The sequence below is a fragment of the Salmonella sp. 741265050_HSA genome (assembly GCF_046569445.1).
GTDB lineage: Bacteria > Pseudomonadota > Gammaproteobacteria > Enterobacterales > Enterobacteriaceae > Salmonella > Salmonella enterica.
Genome location: NZ_JBKFSV010000012.1, coordinates 108,247 through 128,802 on the forward strand (window position 1 = coordinate 108,247; position 20,556 = coordinate 128,802).

Here is a 20,556-nt window from a genome sequence, read left to right on the forward strand (position 1 = left end):
TTGGCGTCGTTAGCGGTTATTCGGTGCGTTACTTCTGTGGTTCACCCTTAGCAAATACGATGGCGGCTACGCTTTATTTGGCTAACGATGAATCGCGCCATCTGGCCGTTAATCGTGGCTCTCCGCCCTTGCCAGCCTCATTCATCTCGTCTTTTGTTAACGAGATAGTGAAGAGTATCAATGCAGCCAGTGGACACCCTCTTCCGGCTGAAAAAAGGCGTTATAGCGCAGTTGAAACGCGTTGATCTCCTGCATATCGGGTTCCATTTCGCGCAAAAAGCCCAGCGCCAGCCGTACCTGTGTATCGGTGATCGGCGCGGCTAAACGCGCTTTTTGCAGCAAGCGATGCCACCGCTGCAAATTCTGATCGCCGCCATCGACGATCACCATTTGCCAGATCAGTAACACCTGAGCGGCATTTTGCAAATGCGACTCATCAGGGCGATGCAGATACTGTAAAAATTCACCGCCTGCCGTTTTACCCATTTGATCAATCATCGATTCTATCGGCACTACATCAATATTCAGCCGTTCGCTCAGGCGGCGAATCGCCCGGCGGGTATCCGATGTCAGCACCCGAAAACCCACAATAAACACCACCACAAACGTGGCCAGAATCAACCAAATCATGCGCACATCCGTCACCAAACAGGATGCCCATCATAACGGTAAATTTATAACTGTCGACGTTCTGGCCTGTCAGGATGTGATTTATTAACGCCTGTCTTCATTTACGCCAGACGCCGGATATCCTGTCTGACGAACGCAAGGCATAAAAAAGCCCGGCGTTAAGCCGGGCAAAACGTTACCAAATGCACACATTTAAGCGATATTGACTTGCTGAATTTTTTTCTCACGGCGGATCTTGCGCTCTTCCATCACGGCGACCATCGCCATCAGGCAGATACAGCCGATCGCGGCGGCGTCCAGCGCGGCGAAGGTGCCCGCCCAGCCGGTCAGACCAAAAACGGGGGTGCCGTCGGCAATCATGCCCAGACCCAGCTTGGCAAAGCTATCGCCGATAAGATAAGCGAAGGTTCCCTTGATACCGTCCGCAGCGCCGATGGCTTTTTTCGGTACGAAACCGACAGCCGCCACGCCAATTAACAGCTGCGGCCCAAACACCAGGAAACCGAGCGCGAACAGCGAGGCCAGATAGACATACTGGTTGCTGGCGTGCTGGTAGACGCCGAGGGTGGCGATGATTAACGCCAGCGCCACACAGGCTACCAGCGCACGACGACCGTTCGCCAGGTCAGAGAGCCAGCCCCACAGCAACGTGCCGACCAGCGCGCCCACTTCAAACAAGGTAAAGCCCTGAATCGCCACCTCTTTAGAAAGTTTCAGTTCCTGGAAGGCGTAGACGGTTGACCACTGGTCGATACCAATACGTACCACATACAGGAAGATATTGGAGAAGCACAGCAGCCAGATCACTTTGTTTTTCAACACATATTCAACAAAGATCTGCCACTTGGTCATTTCGTTTTCTTCAGTCTCTTTGTCCTCTTCGCTGATCTCTTCGCCGAACAGTTCTTCAGCTTTGCCCAGACCGTAAGACTCTGGGGAGTCGCTGCCAAAACGCAGACCGATAAAGCCAACAATCAGCGCGATAATCGACGGGAAGATAAACATGCCGATGACGTGACCGTCGAACAGGTAGTTGGCGCCGAACAGCGCCACGCCTGCCGCGCCCGCGCCGCCGAGGTTGTGGGAGATATTCCAGAAGCCGAGAAAGGTGCCGCGTTTACGACGCGGAGTCCATTTGGTGATGGTCGAGTAGCTGCACGATCCGCCGGTACTCTGGAAGAAACCGCTCAGGGCATAGAAAGCGATCATCAGAAACAGACTGGTTGACCCCGCGCCCATGCTGGCGCTGAAGCCGAGCATACAGATAGCGGAGAGGATCAACATAAACGGTAGAAACTGCTTGGTATTTTTACCGTCAGCGTAGTAGGAAACCAGCGTTTTCCCCACGCCATAGGTGATCGAGAAGCCCAGGCCAATCATCCCCAGCTCGGTCATGCTCAACCCGTAGGTAGAGATCATGTCGTTCTGCGCGATGTTAAAGTTTTTGCGGATCAGGTACATGGTCAGGTAGCCGATAAAAACCACCAGATAGGACTGCATGAACGGCTTGAACCACATTTTACGCCGCACATCGAGCGGCAGATCCAGGGTCGGCTTGCGCACCTGGTTTAAGAAGGCCAGCATGGATTACTCCTGAGCTAATTTTTATACCTGCGAATGGCAGGCATTGTAAAAATCCACAGGAAAAGTGGCCTGCGACAGCGTCCAGGCAAAACCGGGAAAATTTCTTAGTTTTGCCCCATTCAGCGCAAAAAGGTGAGGTGCATCACGCTTCGCTGGTCTCGCGCGGAGCCTGAGCGTTCAGAAATGGCAACAGCAATAGCGCGGAGATCCCCGCCGCGATGGCGATGACCGCAAAAAAACCGGTCCAGTGCCAGATCTCCAGCACTTTCGCTAACGGCCAGCCGGAAAGCGACGCGCCGAGATAGGCGAACAGGCCGACAAAGCCGGTGGCCGCGCCCGCCGCCTCTTTATGCGAGCACTCCGCCGCCGCCATGCCAATGAGCATCTGCGGGCCGAAGACAAAGAAACCGGTGGTGAAGAAACAGGCCGCCTGCATCACGTAGCTGGCGAACGGCATCAGCCACAGCGAACCCACAGAGAGCAAAATCCCGGCAGCGAAGATTAAATTCATCGGTCCGCGGTTACCGTTGAAGAGTTTGTCCGAGCCCCAGCCCGCCACCAGCGCGCCGATAAATCCACCCAGCTCAAACATTGATACTGCCGTGTTGGCCGTGACCAAATCTACGCCCAGCGTCTCGGACATATACAGGTTGCCCCAGTCGTTGATCGCCGCGCGCACCACGTACACTAAGACATAACACAACGAAAGCAGCCAGATATAGGGATTCAACAGCACATATTTAGCGAGGATTTCTTTGCGACTTAGCCCCGCGCCCTCTTGCTGTTGGGCGACCTCCAGCGCATCGTGCCGCCAGTCGCCTACCGGCGGTAAACCAATCGCCTGCGGACGGTCGCGCAGCCGCCAGCAGAGGACCATGCCCACTCCGATGGCAAGCAATCCGGCCACCATCATCCCGACGCGCCAGCCATAATGCAGGGCGACAGCGGCCATAACGAGAGGGATCAGCGCCCCGCCGACATTGTGCGCGGTATTCCATAACGCCCACCAGCCGCCGCGCTCGGTACGCGAGTACCAGGCGGTCAGCAAACGGGCGCAAACCGGCGATCCAAACCCCTGGAAAAAGGCGTTCAACGCCCATAGCAGAGCAAAGGCCCACAGCGAGGTCGAGAAGCCGAACAGAATATTCACTATGCCGGTCGCAATCAGCCCGATACCCATAAAATAGCGAGCGTTAGAGCGATCGCTAACGATGCCGGAGACAAATTTCGACACCCCGTAGGTGATGTAAAACAGCGTCGCCAGCAGGCCGATATCGCTGCGGGTCAGAATGCCGCTGGCAAGGATTTCCGGCGCGGCGGCGTTAAAGCTTTTACGGGTGAAATAGAACAGCGCGTAACCCAACCAAATGGTGATCAGGATATGCCGCCGCCAGTAGCGATAGCGGGCGTCAACCTCGTGCTTATCGGTGATGAGTGGCGCGTTGGCCGGGGCTTTTAAAAACGAAAGCATTATCTTTCCTTAAACGTAACGCTGGGGCAACGAGACGCTCACCCGCGTACCGTGGGTACAAGAGATGGTTAGCGTCCCGCCGAGCGCCGACACGCGTTCGCGCATTCCGGTCAGGCCGAAGCCCTGCTGGTGAGAGCCCGGCGGCAGGCCGCTGCCGTCATCCTCAATCACCAGCATCAGCCGCTCATCCTGCTGCCAGCCCTGGAGCGTCACCGCGCTGGCATTGGCATGTTTTACGATGTTATTCAGCCCTTCCTGACAGACGCGAAACAGCGTCACGCGCTGACTTTCACTCAGCGCCGTTTCGTCAATTCGCCAGTCGAGGTGACTGACAATACCGCGGCTTTCCAGCTCCATTTCGCGCAGCAGCGAACGGATGGCCTGCGCCAGCGTTAAGTCGTCTAGCTGGCGCGGGCGCAAGCGCCCCAGCAGGCGACGCACGGCGTCATACACGCCCAGCGAAAGCTGCTCGATAAGTTGCCCGCTCTGCTTCACGCCGCCGTTATCCGCCGCCAGTCGTTGCACAATGCCCGCCTGGGTTCGAATCGCGGTGATGGTCTGCCCGATGTCATCGTGCAGCTCACGCGCAACATCGCGCCGCACGCTCTCTTCGGTCTCCAGAAGACGCTCCGCCAGCCGATGGTTGCGCGCCAGCTCCTTTTGCAACGACTGGTTCAGCTCGCGCAGACGCTGAATGCCCGCGCCAAGCAGTAGCCCGGTCAGGCTTTGCGCCAACAGCGAAAGTAATAAATCGACGGGATGATCGTGCCAGGTCTGGCTGGCGATCAGCGCGATAGCATTCATCAGTGTGGCAATGAGCGCGCCCTGCCAGCCATAATGCCAGGCGAGCGCGATAATCGGCAACGCCAGGCAGAACGGCGTAAAGCGCGAAAGTTCAGCAGGTAAACCCAGTTGCAGCCACAGACTGACGATAAACAGCAGCAGATACCAGATCAGATGCCGCCCGCGCCAGTTTACCGGCTGCGATACCAGCGATGGTCCCAGCGGCAGCCAGGTAGTGCTGGTGAGATAGTGCCAGAAAACCAGGCAGATGGGGGCCAGCGTCAGCCCCCCCGTGAGGGTCAGCAGTAGCGCGTTCCATGCCGCTTCCCCCTGCCCCAACCAGGGCAGGGATTGCAGTAGCGCCGCGGCGGTGAGGGCCGCGCCCTGAAGCAATAACGTGCGCCAGTCGCGCTGATGGCGGTAACGCGAAGTCAGCGCCACGGGCAGTAGCGTCAACACACCACCGATCATCAAAAGCGGCAGATGGGCCAGCGCAACTTCCTGCGCTAACCAGTACACCAGCAGCCACTCCGCGCCCAGCAATACTGGCCAGTATCCGCGCGGACATTGCAGCATAAGTCCCAGGCGCAGGCCGAAGGGAAAGAGTAGCGCCGCCAGCTCCGGGCGCTCTACCAGATGCAGGCTGATGCTCCACAGGCAGAACCACGCGGCGGAGAAGATAAAAAAGCAGGCAACAACGGTGATTAAACGGGAAAAAAAGGTGTTCATTACCAACCGTCAAACATGCGATGCGCCAGTTCAACGTCATTGCTGACGCCTAATTTTTCCAGCAGATTCGCGCGATGGACATGCACCGTTTTTGGCGACAGCCCCAGCTCGGCGGCAATCTCTTTTACCGCCATACCCTGGGCGAGTTTTTCCGCCACCTGACGCTCGCGTTTGGTTAGCGGATCTTGCCGACCCGCCGCCAGTTTCACGGCAATATCGGGGGTCAAATAGCAGCCGCCCGTCGCCACCGTATGCACCGCGGCGATCAGTTCATCCGGACTACAGCGTTTAGAGAGGAAACCGCGCGCGCCGGCATTCAACGCCTGTTCCACCAGCGCCGGGCTATCGTGAACCGAGAGCATGATCGTCGCCATCCCTTTTGGCAGTTGGCTTAGCAGCTCCAGTCCGGAAATATCCGGCATTGAGATATCGCAGATACACACCTGTACGCCGCGCCCCGGCAAGCCTGCCAACGCTTCGCGCCCGGAACCAAATTCGGCGACCACCTGCAAATCAGGTTCCAGCCCCAGTAGCTGTGCAAAGCCGGAGCGGACGATAAGGTGGTCGTCGATAAGGGCAACGGTAATCATGGGTTCATCCTGACGCTAAGGCATGCCTGATGGCGCTGCGCTTATCAGGCCTACGGGCAGGTGCCGTTGTAGGCCGGATAAGGCATTAATGCCGCCATCCGGCAAAAGCACTTACCTTAACGATAAGTGCCTGGGTGTTCAAGCCTTGAGCGGTCAGACAATGCCTGTCGTGACGGTGAACGTCCGGGTTTGCTGCGGTTCCAGTTGAAGCAAGGTTCCATTTCGCTGCGCCGCGAGAAAACCTTCAGGCCGACAGGTCGCGGGCAGGGCAAAGGCGGCAACCTGCTGATCGCCGTTATAAAGAATCCAGCGGGTCACGTAATTTAGCTCCGCGCTGGCGAAACGTGTCACGAACGTGGTGCCATCCGGGGCGATCATACTGAATTCCGGGGTATCCGTGTACCTGTCCAGTTCATCGGCGAAGAACACGATTTCCGGGTCGTAAAAGCCAGGCTCGTTGAGCGTTACCAGTGAGGCTTCACCCTGCAAAAGTCGTTGATTAAACGCCAGCCACTGCGCCGTGGGTTTGACATGCGCCGGCACCGACTCGCGTAGCTTCAGCGCGGTATCCGGGATATTCTGACGGAACGTGGCGTTCGGCACATAGGCATAGTTCATGTGGCACATGTACTGTAGCGGCATGGCGACTGAAGCCAGGTTAGTCACTGTCATCTGAATATCAAACAGCGCGCTTGCTTTACGCATTACCACCGCAGGTTGCGCCTGATAATGATGACCGAACCCCATCACATACTCGTAGCGCCCGGTCACGCGCAGACTGTCGCCCTCTAACTCCAGCCAGGCGTCGTCCATGGCAGCGCAGGGCATCTCGCCGTGCAGCGGATGTGTATCTTCCGGCGACGGGCAGCCATTCGCCAATAGTCCGGAATGGAAAGCAAAGCAACCATACGTTGCCACCACTTCCGCAGCCGGCTTCGGCTGGCGGAACATGTTGCGCATAGTCAGATCATGACCGTCAAACTGCGCGTCCCAAATCATCTGCCCCATCCAGGGCAGAATCACCAGATGACCGCGGCTGTTTTGTATTTTCAGTCCTTCCACGCCGCTGGCGTAACGAAACGCCGTAACCGTAAAATCATCATTTTCCAGCAAGATACGCGGCTGCTCGCTAAAAAGCTCCCGCCATAATGTAATACGTGTTGTCATGGTTGATCTCCTCAGGACGCGGCGACTTCAGCCAGGTTGCCGCGCACTTTGCTTTCGCGCCAGAAGTAAACGCCAACGTAAACAAAGCACAGCATGGAAACCAGGAATGAGAGCTGTAGCGAGTGGAACATGTCCGCCACATAACCCTGAATCGCAGGAACCACCGCCGCGCCGACAATCGCCATCACGATGACCGCCCCCGCCATTTCGGTATGTTCGTTATCGACGGTATCGAGCGTTCCGGCATAAATGGTCGCCCAGCAGGGGCCAAACAGAACACTGACCAGCACCGCCACGTATACCGCGCTAAAGCTGGGCGCCAGCGCCACATAGGCCAGGAACAGCGCGCCGATCACAGAGTAAAGGATCAGGACTTTTTCCGGGTTAAAGCGTGTCATCAGAATGTTGGCGATAAACTTGCCGATAAAAAAGCAGGCGAAGCTGTAGACCATAAAGGTTGAGGCATCGCGCTCATTGATATCGCCTAACTCCAGCGCCAGACGGATAGTGAACGACCAGACCGCCACCTGCATTCCCACATACAGGAACTGCGCCACAATACCGCGACGGAAACGGGCGTTGCTGGCGAGATAGCGTAACGTATCCAGCGCCGAGGGGCGTTTATGACTCGCGGTTTGCGCGACTTTACAGGTCGGGAAACGCGTCAGCAGGAACAGTACCATCACCACTACCAGAACCATAATCATGTACTTATAGGGTTCCAGAGTGTTTTCCAGCATCAGCACCTTGAAGTTGTGGACTTGCTCGGCATTCATGCCCGCCATCTGTTTTTCCAGGCTTTCCCCTTCGGAAAAGACCAGATATTTACCCAATAAAATGCCTGCCGCCGCGCCGATCGGATAAAAGGTCTGGCTGATATTCAGCCGCAGCGTGGCGTAGGCTTTCGGCCCGATCATCGAACTGTAGGTATTCGCCGCCGTTTCCAGGAAACTCAGGCCAATCGCAATGGCGAAAATCGCCGCGAGGAACATGGTGTAGGTCGCCATGTGCGACGCCGGGAAAAAGAGCGTACAGCCGACAATGTATAGCGTCAGGCCGATAAGTATCGCCACTTTATAACTGGTTTTTTTAATGACCAGCGAGGCCGGAATAGCAATTAAAAAATAACCGCCATAAAAGGCGCTTTGTACTAATGCCGAAGCAAAGTTGCTCAGCGAAAATACACTTTTAAATTGCGTAATCAGAATATCATTTAACGCGGCTGCGCATCCCCATAATGGGAATAAACAGGATAACAAAATAAACTGGAACAGAGGTGTCTTATTCAGATACCCGTCGGGCATCTGAACGATGTTTTTATCGTTCATAGTGCTACCTTTAACAGTGCAGGGTGATTGTTATTCGTTCAACGAAAGATACTCATTAAATTGCTCAATGCTTGGATAAGAGGATTGGGTGCCTTTCCCGGTGACGCTGAAAGCGGCAAAAAGGACGGCTTTTTTCATGGCGGCTTCCACATCCCCGCTCTGGACGTAGTAATGCGCGAAACAGCCGATAAAGGCATCGCCCGCGCCGCTGGTATCGACAGCGTTCACTCTAAACGCCGGGACATGGACTTCCTGGTCACGCGTCATCCACAGCGCGCCTTTCTCACCCATGGTGACGATAATATTGTTCAGCCCTTTATCCACCAGCGAACGTGCCGCTGCGCGAATATGGTCATAGGTATCCACTGGCATACCGGTTAATATTTCCAGCTCGGTTTCATTGGGTACAAAGAAATCGCATTTACAGGCATAAGACATATCTAATTCCCGTAATGCTGGCGCAGGGTTTAATAACACTTCAATCCCATGTTTCTTGCCAAATTCTATTGCGTGATAAACCGTTTCAAGCTGAACTTCCAGTTGCAGAACAATAAGCTGGCATTTTTTTAAATCTTCCGCCGCGCGATCGATATCTTCCGGCGAGAGAAACTTGTTGGCGCCTTTGATGATCAGAATGCTGTTGCTGGAGTTGGCGTTGACGAAAATCGGCGCTACGCCGCTGCTGGTACACGGTACTTTTTCTACATACGTCGTATTGATCCCCCAGGATTCGAGATTACGAATGGTGTTGTCGGCAAAAATATCGTCGCCCACTTTGGTCAACATCAATACTTTTGAATTGAGCTTAGCGGCCGCCACGGCCTGGTTCGCCCCTTTTCCGCCGCAGCCGATTTTAAACGCCGGCGCTTCCAGAGTTTCCCCTTCTTTGGGCATCTGGTTGGTGTAGGTGATAAGGTCCACCATGTTAGAGCCAATAACCGCGATATCCATTTTACTCCCTCTCAGAAATCGTCACACGACAATGATATTAAAATAACATTATCATGTTACTTCCGTATCATTTGTGACTATGATCGCGATTAGAGGATCATTTTGCCATTTACTTCGTGAACAATCCCTGGTGGAACAAATCATTTTTAGGGTTACAATTTACTGAAAATTAACTATTTATTGTTATAAAACGCGAATAAACCCACTTTTATTTCCTGACGGCCGGACGTATAGTAGTGCCACACTGTAATGTTCTCAGAAACACATAAATGTTACTGATGGAACATAACAACATGATTTGCGGAGAGGGTGAATGGAGACCAAGCAAAAAGAACGTATCCGACGCTTGATGGAGTTACTGAAAAAGACCGATCGAATCCATCTGAAAGACGCCGCGCGGATGCTGGAAGTTTCGGTGATGACCATTCGCCGCGATCTCAGCCAGGATGATGACCCTTTGCCGCTGACGCTGCTCGGCGGCTATATCGTCATGGTAAATAAGCCTGCGTCTTCAACCAATATGCCGCTGCCGGCGAAAAAAACGCATCATCGGGACGACCTTCCCGTTGCGATCCTGGCCGCCGGCCTGGTGCGTGAAAACGATCTGGTTTTTTTTGATAACGGTCCGGAAATGCCATTAGTTATCAGCATGATACCGGATGATATTACCTTTACCGGGATTTGCTACTCGCATCGGGTATTTATCGCGCTGAATGAAAAGCCTAATGCCACGGCGATTTTGTGCGGCGGCACCTATCGGGCCAAGAGCGATGCCTTTTATGATGCCAATAATCCTTCGGCGCTGGATTCGCTCAATCCGCGCAAAGTGTTTATTTCCGCCAGCGGCGTACATGAACATTTTGGCGTGAGCTGGTTTAACCCGGATGATCTTGCCGCCAAACGTAAAGCGATGGAGCGCGGTCTGCGCAAAATTTTGCTGGCGCGTCACGCCCTGTTTGATGAGGTCGCGCCTGCCAGCATTGGTCCGCTTTCTGCCTTTGATGTCCTGATTAGCGATCGCCCATTACCGACAGATTATGCCGTTCACTGTCGGAATGGTTCCGTCAAAGTCATCACGCCTGATTCGGAAAGTGAATAACTTACTCAAAAAAGACGGCAATTTTATTGAACATGGTGGGATCGGACTGGTTTCGTACCACCTTCGCCACGTCTTCCAGTTTATCGATCTGACTGATCATCTGTTCAAGCCGCTGATCGTCATTGACCAGAAGCCAGATGCGGCTCTGATCGCTACCCTGAATCGGTAAACAGAGAATACCCTCAACGTTGAAAGCGCGTCGGGCGAACAGCCCGCAGACGTGGGTCATCACGCCAGGATGGTTGCGAACGGTCAGCTCCAGAATAACGTTATCATGTGATTGTTTCTGCATGGCTTATTCCCCCACCATCTCTGTATTTGCCGCGCCCGGCGGCACCATCGGATACACTTTTTCTTCCGCATCAATGCGCACATGGATCAACGCCGGTCCAGGACGACGAATGATAGCCTGCAACGCCGCCTGCGGATCGGCTTCGTTATTCAAATCACAGGTATCCAGACCAAACCCGGCGGCAATCTGCATAAAATTGATGCTTCCCGGATAGGTTGCCGCAAAAACGCCCTGTTTATAGAACAGACTCTGTTGCTGATGTACCAGTCCCAGCGCGTCGTTATTCATCAGGATAATTTTCACATCCAACTGGTTTTCACTGGCGGTAGCCATCTCCTGAATATTCATCATCAAACTACCGTCGCCGGAAAAACACAGCACCTTGTTGCCCGGATTCGCCAGCGCCGCGCCAATCGCCGCGGGCAGACCAAACCCCATGGTGCCCAGCCCGCCGGAAGTCAGCCACTGACGCGGACGGTTGAGCGGATAAGCCTGCGCGGTCCACATCTGATGCTGACCTACGTCAGTGGTAATAATCGCGTTGTCGTCCACACAGGCGGCGACCGCATTAATCAGCCCATAGTGACTAAGCGGGTTATTTTCCTGGGGAATGCTGCAAGGGAATTCTTGCTGCAAGTCCGCCACCAACTGATGCCATGCTTCCCGCGGCTGTGCCTCGATATGGGGAATTAACTGTGCCAGTACATCATCGACATCCGCCTGAATAGCCACATGCGGCTGCTTAATTTTGCCTAACTCGGCGCGATCGATATCCACATGGATGATTTTGGCGTTCGGACAAAACTGCTCCGTTTTGCCAATCGCCCGGTCATCAAAACGCGCGCCCAGGACAATCAGTAAATCGGCCTCTTGCAGAATAAAATTGGTACTGCGCGCGCCGTGCATCCCCAGCATTCCTAACGACAGCGGATGCGCCTTAGGCAGCATTCCCAGCGCCATTAAGGTCATTGTCGTCGGCAGTTGCGCTTTTTCCGCCAGTTCGCGCACGCGTGTCGGCGCATTGATCACGCCGCCGCCCAGATACAGCACCGGACGCTTCGCCGCGTTAATCATTGCGGCGGCCTCGCGGATACTCTCCGCGCTAAACTCCGGCGGGGGTGATTTTTCCGCCGGCGACGGCAACGCATCCAGCTCAATTGTCGCCGTCTGCACATCTTTAGGAACGTCTATCCACACCGGGCCGGGACGCCCCGACTGCGCCAGACGAAAAGCATCGCTCATCACCTGAGGCAGCTCATTGATATTTCTGACCAGATAGTTGTGCTTGGTGATGGGGATAGAGATACCGTAGGTATCCACTTCCTGAAACGCGTCAGTACCGATCATGGACGCCGGAACCTGCCCGGTAATGCAGATTAACGGAATGGAATCCAGGCGCGCATCGGCAATAGCCGTGACCAGATTGGTCGCGCCCGGTCCGCTACAGGCCATACAAACAGCAGGTTTACCCTCCGTTCGCGCCATCCCCTGCGCAATAAACCCCGCGCCTTGTTCATGGCGCGCCAGAATATGACGGATTTGCGTGCTTTGGCTTAACGCGTCGTAAACGGGGAGGATCGAACCGCCGGGAATGCCGGTGACGATACGAATCCCCTGGCGCTCCAGAAAATGAACTATAAATTCCGCGCCCGTAAAGCGCTGAGGTGTAGATGTTGTGCCCGAACTTGCCATGCTCCATTCCTTTTATTCTGAGCCGACGTTCCGGGAAGGTGTCTTAAACAAAAAACCCCGCCCGGTTTGCGCCGGCGGGGTTTTGGAATCGTGTGTGTTCCGGACCCTACGGCGCATTGCCGACGACCACCACCACACGCACGACGACCACTGCGCGAGATGGCGCAGTTGTTAGTAGGGTCGCGTTCAGCATGGAAGGGTTCATTAGGGGCCTTGTCTGTTTGTTATTAACACGTTTTATACAAGCACAGCGCTTTCAGCATGACAACGGAAAAATTTTCATCTGCACAAAAATGCGTCATCGATCACATTTTTCTACGAATTTACGCACCTGGGGTATAGGCGTGATAAGCGTAGCGCCCTCCGGTAATCGCCGGGATTGATGATTACGCGTTTCACAATGCCGGAAAACAAAAAACCTCGCCGAAGCGAGGTTCTTACAGCGTAATGCGGGTGGTAGCCGCGAAGCACACTGTGTTATGTCAACAGCAGAAGTATACGCGTTCTGTGCAGAACGCGCAATTTCGGCGCGAATTTTGATGAATTTGAGTATGGATCAGAAGCTCCGTTCTGTCTATAAATTACTGTTAATTTATACAGTGCTTAACTATAATGTCTTTGACACAATGTGTTATGCGGGGGCCGCATCGTAAACCGGCGCAACGAAGTCCTGGCTGAAACGGGTGGTGCCGTCAGCGCCTTAACCCCCTCGTGAGCACACTGTGTTATGTCAACACGCACACTATTCCTCGCAAAAGGGATCGCGTGCGCAACAGCTGGCAACAGGCAGCGGAAAGGTACGTCGGCTGGCAGTGCTCCTTAACCACAGGAGACGCGTATGAGCGTAGTGGATATCACCATTCTTATCCTGAAACTCATTGTTGCAGCACTGCAACTGCTTGATGCTGTTCTGAAATACCTTAAGTAATTCAGATTCAAGCCGCACCGAAGGGGAGCGGGCAACCGCTCCCCTTTCACCTTATCCGCTGGTCTTTCGCTTCCCGGGTATGTTACGTTTTTATGACACCCTCAACGACGCCTGACGCTATGACCCTTTCCGTTTTCTGCATTTTGCTGTTCGCCGCGCTGCTACATGCCAGCTGGAACGCCATTGTCAAAGCGGGAAACGATAAGCTCTACGCCGCGATCGGCGTCAGCGGTTCCGCGGCGGTCATGGCATTGATCCTTTTGCCCTTCTCGCCGCAGCCAGCTCACGCCAGTATCCCTTTTTTAGCGGCCTCTACCGCGCTCCAGGTGGTGTATACCGTCCTGGTGGCGAAAACCTATCAGGTCTCGGACATGAGCCAGACCTATCCTCTTATGCGCGGCACCGCGCCGCTGCTGGTGGCGCTCATTAGCGTTCTGTTTCTTGGCGACAGCCTGTCGTCGATGGCCTGGGTCGGCATCGCAGTGATCTGCATGGCGATACTTGGGATGGCCTGTAATGGCCGCGCCAGCTCTCAACGTGGTGTCGTGCTGGCATTAACTAACGCTTGTTTTATTGCCGGATATACGCTGGTGGACGGGACCGGCGTAAGACTCTCCGAAACGGCGCTGGGCTATACGCTATGGTCATTTTTTCTCAACGGCGCCTGCCTGTTAACCTGGGCGATGATTGCGCGGCGGCGGGAAGCGTCGCGTTATCTGGCGCAACAGTGGAAAAAAGGCATTTTTGGCGGGATTGGCACTATGGGATCTTATGGGCTGGCGCTATGGGCCATGACCCAGGCGCCGCTGGCGGTGGTCGCCGCGCTGCGTGAGACGTCGATTTTATTCGGCGCGCTGATAGCCTGGCTGCTACTTAAAGAGAAAGTGGCCGGGCTACGTCTGGTGGCGGCTGGCGGGATTGCCCTCGGGGCGATTTTACTCCGTCTGTCATGATTGCCCAATAACAGCCGCAGACGTAACACATTCTCGGCAACATTTGTTGCCGCTTTTGTTTACATATCCTGCCGTTCCTTCGTCTGCCATTGCTGGTCGCTGTCTGGCCTTCTTTTTCTGGTGTGATAGATTCCTCTCGCATTTATGGGAATGCGCAGCAAGTTATTCTTATTTTTTCTTTTTTTGAAAAGTAATCAGCGAAATGAAAAGGCAGAGAAACGTCAATTTGTTGTTGATGTTGGTGTTACTAGTGGCCGTAGGGCAGATGGCGCAAACCATTTATATTCCCGCCATCGCCGATATGGCACAAGCGCTAAACGTCCGGGAAGGCGCCGTCCAGAGCGTAATGGCTGCTTACCTCCTGACCTACGGCGTCTCGCAACTGTTTTACGGCCCGCTTTCCGACCGGGTTGGGCGCCGCCCGGTAATCCTCGTCGGCATGTCTATTTTTATGGTAGCGACTCTGTTCGCCATGACCACGCATAGTTTGACGGTGTTGATTGCCGCCAGCGCCATGCAAGGGATGGGAACCGGCGTTGGCGGAGTAATGGCGAGAACGCTCCCGCGCGATCTGTATGAAGGAACGCAACTTCGTCACGCCAATAGCCTGTTAAATATGGGGATTCTGGTCAGCCCGCTGTTAGCGCCGCTGATTGGCGGTCTGCTGGATACCCTATGGAACTGGCGCGCGTGTTACGCTTTCCTGCTGGTGCTTTGCGCTGGCGTCACCTTCAGCATGGCGCGCTGGATGCCGGAAACCAGCCCCGCCGGCGCGCCGCGCACACGGCTGATCGCCAGCTATAAAACGCTGTTTGGCAACGGCGCATTTAACTGTTATCTGCTGATGCTAATCGGCGGGCTGGCTGGCATTGCGGTCTTTGAAGCCTGTTCCGGCGTGCTGATGGGGGCAGTATTAGGTCTCAGCAGTATGGTGGTAAGCATTCTGTTTATTCTGCCGATTCCGGCGGCGTTCTTCGGCGCCTGGTTTGCCGGACGCCCGAATAAACGCTTCTCAGCCCTGATGTGGCAGTCAGTTATTTGCTGTCTGCTGGCAGGCCTTATGATGTGGATTCCCGGCTGGTTTGGCGTGATGAACGTCTGGACACTACTCATCCCCGCTGCGCTGTTTTTCTTCGGCGCCGGGATGTTATTTCCACTGGCCACCAGCGGCGCGATGGAGCCGTTTCCGTTCCTCGCAGGCACCGCTGGCGCGCTGGTCGGCGGGCTGCAAAATATTGGTTCCGGCGTACTGGCGTGGCTTTCGGCAATGCTGCCGCAAACCGGTCAGGGCAGCCTGGGACTGTTGATGACCCTTATGGGATTGCTGATCCTGGCGTGCTGGCTGCCGCTGGCGTCACGGATATCGCATCAGGGACAGACGGTTTAACGTTCCCCTCGCCCGGCTTTTTGCCGGGCGTTTCACACTCCGGCGCGATCATCGCATTGAGCAGGGGCTCCTGCGCCGGACGCCACGCTCCTTCTTCGCCGTCATAAAACTGTGTGTCCGCGTTTATCGCATACGGGATATGCGCTTTTTTCAGCTCGCAGGCCATAAAACGGGCAAACGCGAACTGTGAAGCGACCGGCGTCATTTTTATCGACTCTCCCGGCGCCCATCCGCCCACCCAGCTTGCATGGCCAGTCTTATGCTGCCAGCGAACCGCAGCGTTGATCCGTGCCCGAATCGCCGCTTTTTCCGCCGCCGTGCCTGACGTCCACGGATATTTACCGCCGCTTTTCAGGGGGCCCCACGGGAAGATGTGCCACTCCGCCAGTACATAGTTCTGGCTTTGCGCCGGCAGTTTAAGCGCCGACAAATCCTCCGGCGCGGCGCGCATGCGGGGGGCAACGAAAATCATCCGCTGTGGATCAATGGCGTGAATCAGGCGGATGGTTTTGTCATATACGCGATTCAGCGACGCCATATTATGATTGAGTTTGTCGGCAGGCTCATAAATGAGATCGAACCCCAGAAGCGGGGATGTCTGACCAAAATAGCGCGCGACCACGCTCCACCAGTTGATCAGCTCCTTTTCATGGCTGGCGCTGGGATCGGTTTTATACGCATCCGCCTGATAGGCAATAATGGGTATGACGCCATAGTATTCGCAGGCTTCTACCAGCTTACGCAAATGGATGAGGCGCGCTTCCGTCGGCGCGCCTGCCACACGAATACGGACATGCGTTAACCCTTTTGCCTTAAAATCCCGCACGACCAGCGGATCAAACTCGCGGATACCCCGTTCCGTTCGCGCCCAGTCAACATCCATCCCAACGCCAAGCTGCTGCGCATAGCGCGCCGCCGTCAAAGGCATCGGTTTCGCATAGACGACCGCGCTGGTCAGCATGAGAGAGGCAATAAGCGGTTTAAACACGACGCCCCCTAAAATTTTTACCACGGTGATAGCACGTATTTAGCATATTCACTCCCGGCAGGTGTAGCGACAAAGCGTAATAAATCTTCACACCTGTTCCTGCAACCAGCGAATAAATGCCTCGATTTTCGGCCACTGCCTGCCAGGCAGAGTGGTGACATAATAATGCTGATGACATTTCAGCCTCATGTCACCAAAAGGCGCAATCAGTTCTCCGCTGTCGAGACGCTTTTGCACCAGCCGTTTACGTCCCATCGCCACGCCAATGTGGTTCATCGCGGCAATTACCGCTAAATCAGAACGATCGAAGCCAATGCCGGATGAATCCGGCAAATTTACCGCAAAATGCTGCGCCCAACTGTGCCACTCATCGGTGCCAGAATCGTTACTCCACGCCTGTCTGTCGTGTAAGAGCGTACAGTGCCGCAGGTTATTCAGGTTGTCCTGCAAGGCGAAACGACGGGCGTAATCCGGGCTGCAAACGGGCAAAATCGCCTCATCCATTAAAAAATGGTGCGTGAGCTGCGCCGACGGCGCATCGTCAAAATAGATAGCCAGGTCAATGCCGGCACGCTGTAGGTTAACGTTATCGTTGCCGGTCAGCATAGTGAGAGAAATTGACGGATAGCGACGGGTAAAGTCCCCCAGCGCAGGCACCAGCCAGCACTGGGCGATAGAGGGACGGGAATACACGGTCAACGTGCCGGACAGTTCCTGATTTTTGATATCGAGGATTTCCTGATTCAACGTATCCAGCGACGATTTCAGCGCCCAGAATACCCGTTTGCCTTCATGGGTAAGCTCCACTTTACGGTGAGAGCGGACAAATAGCTGGATTCCCAACTCGGCTTCCAGTTGATTGATACGATGGCTTACCGCACTTGGGCTTAACGACAGCTCATCTGCCGCCAGAGCAAAGGACTGGTGTCTGGCCGCGACTTCAAAAGTATAGAGTTTGGATAACTGCCAGCCGTTGAGTAAGCGGTTTCGGGTATCGCGAAGGGGTTCCATGGCAACCTCAGTCATCTTTTAATTTCCCGAAGTGTAAAAAAACACGCTGAAAAAATCCGCACATAGATGAAGCAAAATGAACCATATCGCAAAATAAAGGCAATATTAGATGGAAATCACATAGTTGATTCAATTTACATCATGTGAATGGCAAATTATATCGTTTGTCAGGAGGTGCTGTTTTTCTGTCCAATAAGAACAGATTAATCACAGGGTAGGTGAGATATGCACGCTCAAATCTGGGTAGTGAGCACGCTGCTGATCAGCATCGTGTTAATCGTATTGACCATCGTGAAGTTTAAATTCCACCCCTTCCTGGCGTTACTGCTCGCCAGTTTCTTTGTCGGCGCGATGATGGGCATGGGGCCGCTGGAGATGGTCACGGCGATAGAAAACGGAATAGGCGGTACGCTCGGTTTTCTGGCCGCCGTTATCGGTCTTGGCACCATCCTCGGCAAAATGATGGAGGTTTCCGGCGCGGCGGAACGCATCGGACTTACGCTCCAGCGCTGCCGCTGGCTCTCTGCTGACGTGATCATGGTACTGGTGGGGTTGATTTGCGGTATCACGTTGTTCGTGGAAGTGGGCGTCGTGTTGCTCATCCCACTGGCGTTTTCTATCGCTAAAAAAACCCATACCTCGCTGCTGAAGCTGGCCATTCCGCTGTGTACCGCGCTGATGGCCGTCCATTGCGTGGTACCGCCGCATCCGGCTGCGCTGTTTGTCGCAAATAAACTGGGGGCGGATATCGGCTCGGTGATTGTCTACGGTCTGCTGGTCGGACTGATGGCCTCATTGGTCGGCGGCCCGCTGTTCTTAAAGTTTCTGGGTAATCGTCTGCCGTTCAAGCCCGTACCGACAGAGTTTGCGGATCTTGAAGTGCGCGCCGAAAACACCCTGCCGTCGCTGGGCGCAACGCTGTTTACCGTTCTATTGCCGATTGGCCTGATGCTGGTGAAAACCGTCGCTGAACTGAATATGGCGAAAGACGGCACGTTGTATACGCTGCTGGAGTTTATCGGTAATCCGATCACCGCGATGTTTATCGCTGTCTTTGTGGCGTATTACATACTCGGTCTGCGCCAGCATATGGGTATGGGCACACTACTTACCCACACCGAAAACGGCTTTGGCGCCATTGCGAACATCCTGCTGATTATCGGCGCGGGCGGCGCGTTCAACGCCATTCTCAAAAGTAGCGGGCTGGCGGACACGCTGGCGGTGATCCTCTCAAATATGCATATGCACCCGATTCTGCTGGCATGGCTGGTAGCGCTGATTCTGCACGCGGCGGTCGGCTCTGCGACGGTGGCGATGATGGGCGCCACCGCGATTGTTGCGCCCATGCTGCCGCTCTATCCTGACGTCAGCCCGGAGATCATTGCGATTGCCATTGGTTCCGGCGCCATTGGCTGCACGATCGTGACCGATTCCCTATTCTGGCTGGTCAAGCAGTATTGCGGCGCTACGCTGAATGAAACGTTTAAATACTATACGACGGCCACGTTTATCGCATCTGTCGTTGCACTGGCTGGCACATTCCTGCTTTCCTTTATCATCTGATCGTAAAGAGACGTACTATGGAAAACATACAAAAGCTCATCGCCCGGTATCCTTTGGTCGAGGATCTGGTCGCCCTCAAAGAAACCACCTGGTTTAACCCGGGCGCCACCTCTCTTGCACAAGGTCTACCGTATGTCGGCCTGACGGAGCAGGACGTAAACGCCGCCCATGACCGTCTGGCGCGCTTTGCGCCGTATCTGGCGAAAGCGTTTCCGCAAACCGCTGCCACTGGCGGCATGATCGAATCTGACGTGGTCGCTATTCCGGCCATGCAAAAGCGGCTGGAAAAAGAGTATGGGCAAACGATCGACGGTGAAATGCTGTTAAAAAAAGACAGTCACCTGGCAATCTCTGGTTCCATTAAAGCGCGCGGCGGCATCTACGAGGTGCTAACGCACGCGGAAAAACTGGCGCTGGAGGCGGGTCTGTTAACCACCGACGATGACTATAGCGTGTTGCTTTCGCCGGAATTTAAACAATTCTTCAGCCAGTACAGTATCGCCGTCGGTTCAACCGGCAATCTGGGGCTATCGATCGGTATCATGAGCGCCTGCATCGGTTTTAAAGTGACGGTACATATGTCTGCCGACGCCCGCGCCTGGAAAAAAGCGAAGCTGCGTAGCCACGGCGTGACGGTCGTGGAATACGAAGATGATTACGGCGTGGCGGTTGAGCAGGGTCGTAAAGCAGCGCAATCCGATCCAAACTGTTTCTTTATCGACGATGAAAACTCCCGCACGCTATTTCTGGGCTATGCGGTAGCGGGTCAGCGTCTGAAAGCGCAATTCGCGCAACAGGGACGCGTCGTTGACGCCAGCCACCCACTGTTTGTTTATCTACCGTGCGGCGTTGGCGGCGGCCCTGGCGGCGTCGCCTTTGGCCTGAAACTGGCATTTGGCGACAACGTCCACTGTTTCTTTGCCGAACCGACCCATTCACCCTGCATGTTACTCGGCGTTTATACCGGTCTGCACGATGCCATCTCAGTACAAGATATCGGTATTGATAACCTGACGGCGGCTGACGGCCTGGCGGTAGGTCGCGCTTCAGGCTTTGTTGGTCGGGCAATGGAGCGTCTGCTTGACGGCCTCTATACCTTAGACGATCAAACAATGTATGACATGCTGGGCTGGCTGGCGCAGGAGGAAGGAATTCGACTGGAGCCATCAGCTCTGGCAGGGATGGCCGGGCCACAGCGCATTTGCGCCGCCACCGAGTATCAGCAAAGGCATGGATTCAGTCAGACGCAGCTCGGCAACGCGACGCATCTGGTATGGGCAACCGGGGGCGGCATGGTGCCGGAGGATGAAATGGAACAATACCTGGCAAAAGGACGCTAATACTCGCTCAGAGCCGGAAAGACGGCAGCGCCATCCGGCACGCCATCGCCTGATGGCGCTACGCTTATCA

At 54.8% G+C, this 20,556-nt stretch carries 19 protein-coding genes and 2 pseudogenes; 8 read left to right on the forward strand and 13 right to left on the reverse strand.

Translation table 11 applies throughout. From position 1 onward, the window contains the following. Positions 1-177 precede the first annotated feature (177 nt). From ACLD4F_RS17620 to uhpA, 5 genes are all read right to left on the reverse strand, one after another. Positions 178-630 carry a DUF1198 domain-containing protein gene (locus tag ACLD4F_RS17620; protein WP_001519640.1) on the reverse strand — a complete coding sequence of 151 codons (453 nt, stop codon included), beginning with the start codon at positions 628-630 and terminating at the stop codon, positions 178-180. Positions 631-822: 192 nt separating this feature from the next. Beyond that, complete coding sequence (uhpT, locus tag ACLD4F_RS17625) at positions 823-2,214, reverse strand: hexose-6-phosphate:phosphate antiporter (RefSeq protein ID WP_000879181.1); 1,392 nt, start codon at positions 2,212-2,214, stop codon at positions 823-825. A gap of 142 nt (positions 2,215-2,356) precedes the next feature. Continuing rightward, on the reverse strand, positions 2,357-3,685 hold the full coding sequence (locus tag ACLD4F_RS17630; RefSeq protein ID WP_000948165.1) for an MFS transporter: 1,329 nt from the start codon (positions 3,683-3,685) through the stop codon (positions 2,357-2,359). Positions 3,686-3,694: 9 nt separating this feature from the next. Further along, positions 3,695-5,197, reverse strand: coding sequence for a signal transduction histidine-protein kinase/phosphatase UhpB (uhpB, locus tag ACLD4F_RS17635; protein WP_001091257.1), 1,503 nt, complete (start codon positions 5,195-5,197; stop codon positions 3,695-3,697). Beyond that, entirely contained in the window at positions 5,197-5,787 is a 591-nt protein-coding gene (gene uhpA, locus ACLD4F_RS17640) for a transcriptional regulator UhpA (RefSeq protein ID WP_000633672.1), read from the reverse strand. Before uhpA ends, uhpB begins: the two co-directional genes overlap by 1 nt. 22 nt (positions 5,788-5,809) lie before the next feature. Between uhpA and ACLD4F_RS17645 the strand changes: the two are divergent. After that, positions 5,810-5,995 (forward strand): annotated as a pseudogene (locus ACLD4F_RS17645) (hypothetical protein); the annotation flags it as partial. On the opposite strand, the gene ACLD4F_RS17650 reads toward ACLD4F_RS17645, so the two are convergent. The 3 genes from ACLD4F_RS17650 to rbsK are packed head-to-tail and all read right to left on the reverse strand — an operon-like array spanning position 5,941 to position 9,233. After that, on the reverse strand, positions 5,941-6,954 hold the full coding sequence (locus tag ACLD4F_RS17650; protein WP_076727545.1) for an aldose 1-epimerase family protein: 1,014 nt from the start codon (positions 6,952-6,954) through the stop codon (positions 5,941-5,943). The pseudogene ACLD4F_RS17645 and the gene ACLD4F_RS17650 overlap by 55 nt on opposite strands. 11 nt (positions 6,955-6,965) lie before the next feature. Further along, positions 6,966-8,282, reverse strand: a complete 1,317-nt coding sequence (gene fucP / locus ACLD4F_RS17655) for an L-fucose:H+ symporter permease (RefSeq protein WP_000998359.1) — start codon at positions 8,280-8,282, stop codon at positions 6,966-6,968. A gap of 30 nt (positions 8,283-8,312) precedes the next feature. After that, the gene (gene rbsK, locus ACLD4F_RS17660) at positions 8,313-9,233 is read right to left on the reverse strand and encodes a ribokinase (RefSeq protein ID WP_000350272.1); all 921 of its coding nucleotides are present in this window, start codon (positions 9,231-9,233) and stop codon (positions 8,313-8,315) included. A gap of 313 nt (positions 9,234-9,546) precedes the next feature. Here rbsK and ACLD4F_RS17665 point away from each other — a divergent pair, with 313 nt between their 5' ends. Further along, positions 9,547-10,332 (forward strand): DeoR family transcriptional regulator, encoded by a 786-nt coding sequence (locus ACLD4F_RS17665; RefSeq protein WP_000448638.1) that lies wholly within the window; start codon positions 9,547-9,549, stop codon positions 10,330-10,332. A 1-nt stretch (position 10,333) separates the two neighbouring features. Here ACLD4F_RS17665 and ilvN read toward each other — a convergent pair whose 3' ends face one another. The 3 genes from ilvN to ivbL form a co-directional block, all read right to left on the reverse strand. Then, a complete protein-coding gene (ilvN, locus tag ACLD4F_RS17670) occupies positions 10,334-10,624 on the reverse strand; it encodes an acetolactate synthase small subunit (protein WP_001171826.1) in 291 nt (96 codons plus the stop codon). 3 nt (positions 10,625-10,627) lie between these two features. Next, entirely contained in the window at positions 10,628-12,316 is a 1,689-nt protein-coding gene (gene ilvB / locus ACLD4F_RS17675; RefSeq protein WP_000168439.1) for an acetolactate synthase large subunit, read from the reverse strand. 106 nt (positions 12,317-12,422) lie between these two features. Further along, positions 12,423-12,521, reverse strand: a complete 99-nt coding sequence (gene ivbL / locus ACLD4F_RS17680; protein ID WP_001541152.1) for an ilvB operon leader peptide IvbL — start codon at positions 12,519-12,521, stop codon at positions 12,423-12,425. A gap of 522 nt (positions 12,522-13,043) precedes the next feature. Between ivbL and ACLD4F_RS17685 the strand changes: the two are divergent. The 4 genes and pseudogenes from ACLD4F_RS17685 to emrD all read left to right on the forward strand — a co-directional run bounded on the left by ACLD4F_RS17685 (position 13,044) and on the right by emrD (position 15,584). Continuing rightward, positions 13,044-13,158, forward strand: a pseudogene (locus tag ACLD4F_RS17685) (hypothetical protein). Then, complete coding sequence (gene tisB / locus ACLD4F_RS17690; protein ID WP_000117642.1) at positions 13,155-13,244, forward strand: type I toxin-antitoxin system toxin TisB; 90 nt, start codon at positions 13,155-13,157, stop codon at positions 13,242-13,244. Before ACLD4F_RS17685 ends, tisB begins: the two are co-directional and overlap by 4 nt. Positions 13,245-13,336: 92 nt before the next feature. Beyond that, on the forward strand, positions 13,337-14,197 hold the full coding sequence (locus ACLD4F_RS17695) for a DMT family transporter (protein ID WP_001531658.1): 861 nt from the start codon (positions 13,337-13,339) through the stop codon (positions 14,195-14,197). 202 nt (positions 14,198-14,399) lie between these two features. Next, the gene (gene emrD / locus ACLD4F_RS17700; protein WP_411010959.1) at positions 14,400-15,584 is read left to right on the forward strand and encodes a multidrug efflux MFS transporter EmrD; all 1,185 of its coding nucleotides are present in this window, start codon (positions 14,400-14,402) and stop codon (positions 15,582-15,584) included. Here emrD and ACLD4F_RS17705 read toward each other — a convergent pair. Both ACLD4F_RS17705 and dsdC read right to left on the reverse strand, forming a co-directional pair. Then, a complete protein-coding gene (locus ACLD4F_RS17705) occupies positions 15,511-16,596 on the reverse strand; it encodes a cellulase family glycosylhydrolase (RefSeq protein ID WP_000238925.1) in 1,086 nt (361 codons plus the stop codon). The genes emrD and ACLD4F_RS17705 overlap by 74 nt on opposite strands. A 63-nt stretch (positions 16,597-16,659) precedes the next feature. Further along, the gene (gene dsdC / locus ACLD4F_RS17710) at positions 16,660-17,583 is read right to left on the reverse strand and encodes a DNA-binding transcriptional regulator DsdC (protein WP_001541637.1); all 924 of its coding nucleotides are present in this window, start codon (positions 17,581-17,583) and stop codon (positions 16,660-16,662) included. Between the two features lie 225 nt (positions 17,584-17,808). On the opposite strand from dsdC, the gene dsdX reads away from it, so the two are divergent. Both dsdX and dsdA read left to right on the forward strand, forming a co-directional pair. Then, the gene (dsdX, locus tag ACLD4F_RS17715) at positions 17,809-19,146 is read left to right on the forward strand and encodes a D-serine transporter DsdX (protein ID WP_000543314.1); all 1,338 of its coding nucleotides are present in this window, start codon (positions 17,809-17,811) and stop codon (positions 19,144-19,146) included. Positions 19,147-19,163: 17 nt separating this feature from the next. After that, the gene (dsdA, locus tag ACLD4F_RS17720; protein ID WP_079944076.1) at positions 19,164-20,486 is read left to right on the forward strand and encodes a D-serine ammonia-lyase; all 1,323 of its coding nucleotides are present in this window, start codon (positions 19,164-19,166) and stop codon (positions 20,484-20,486) included. The last annotated feature ends 70 nt before the right edge of the window (positions 20,487-20,556 follow it).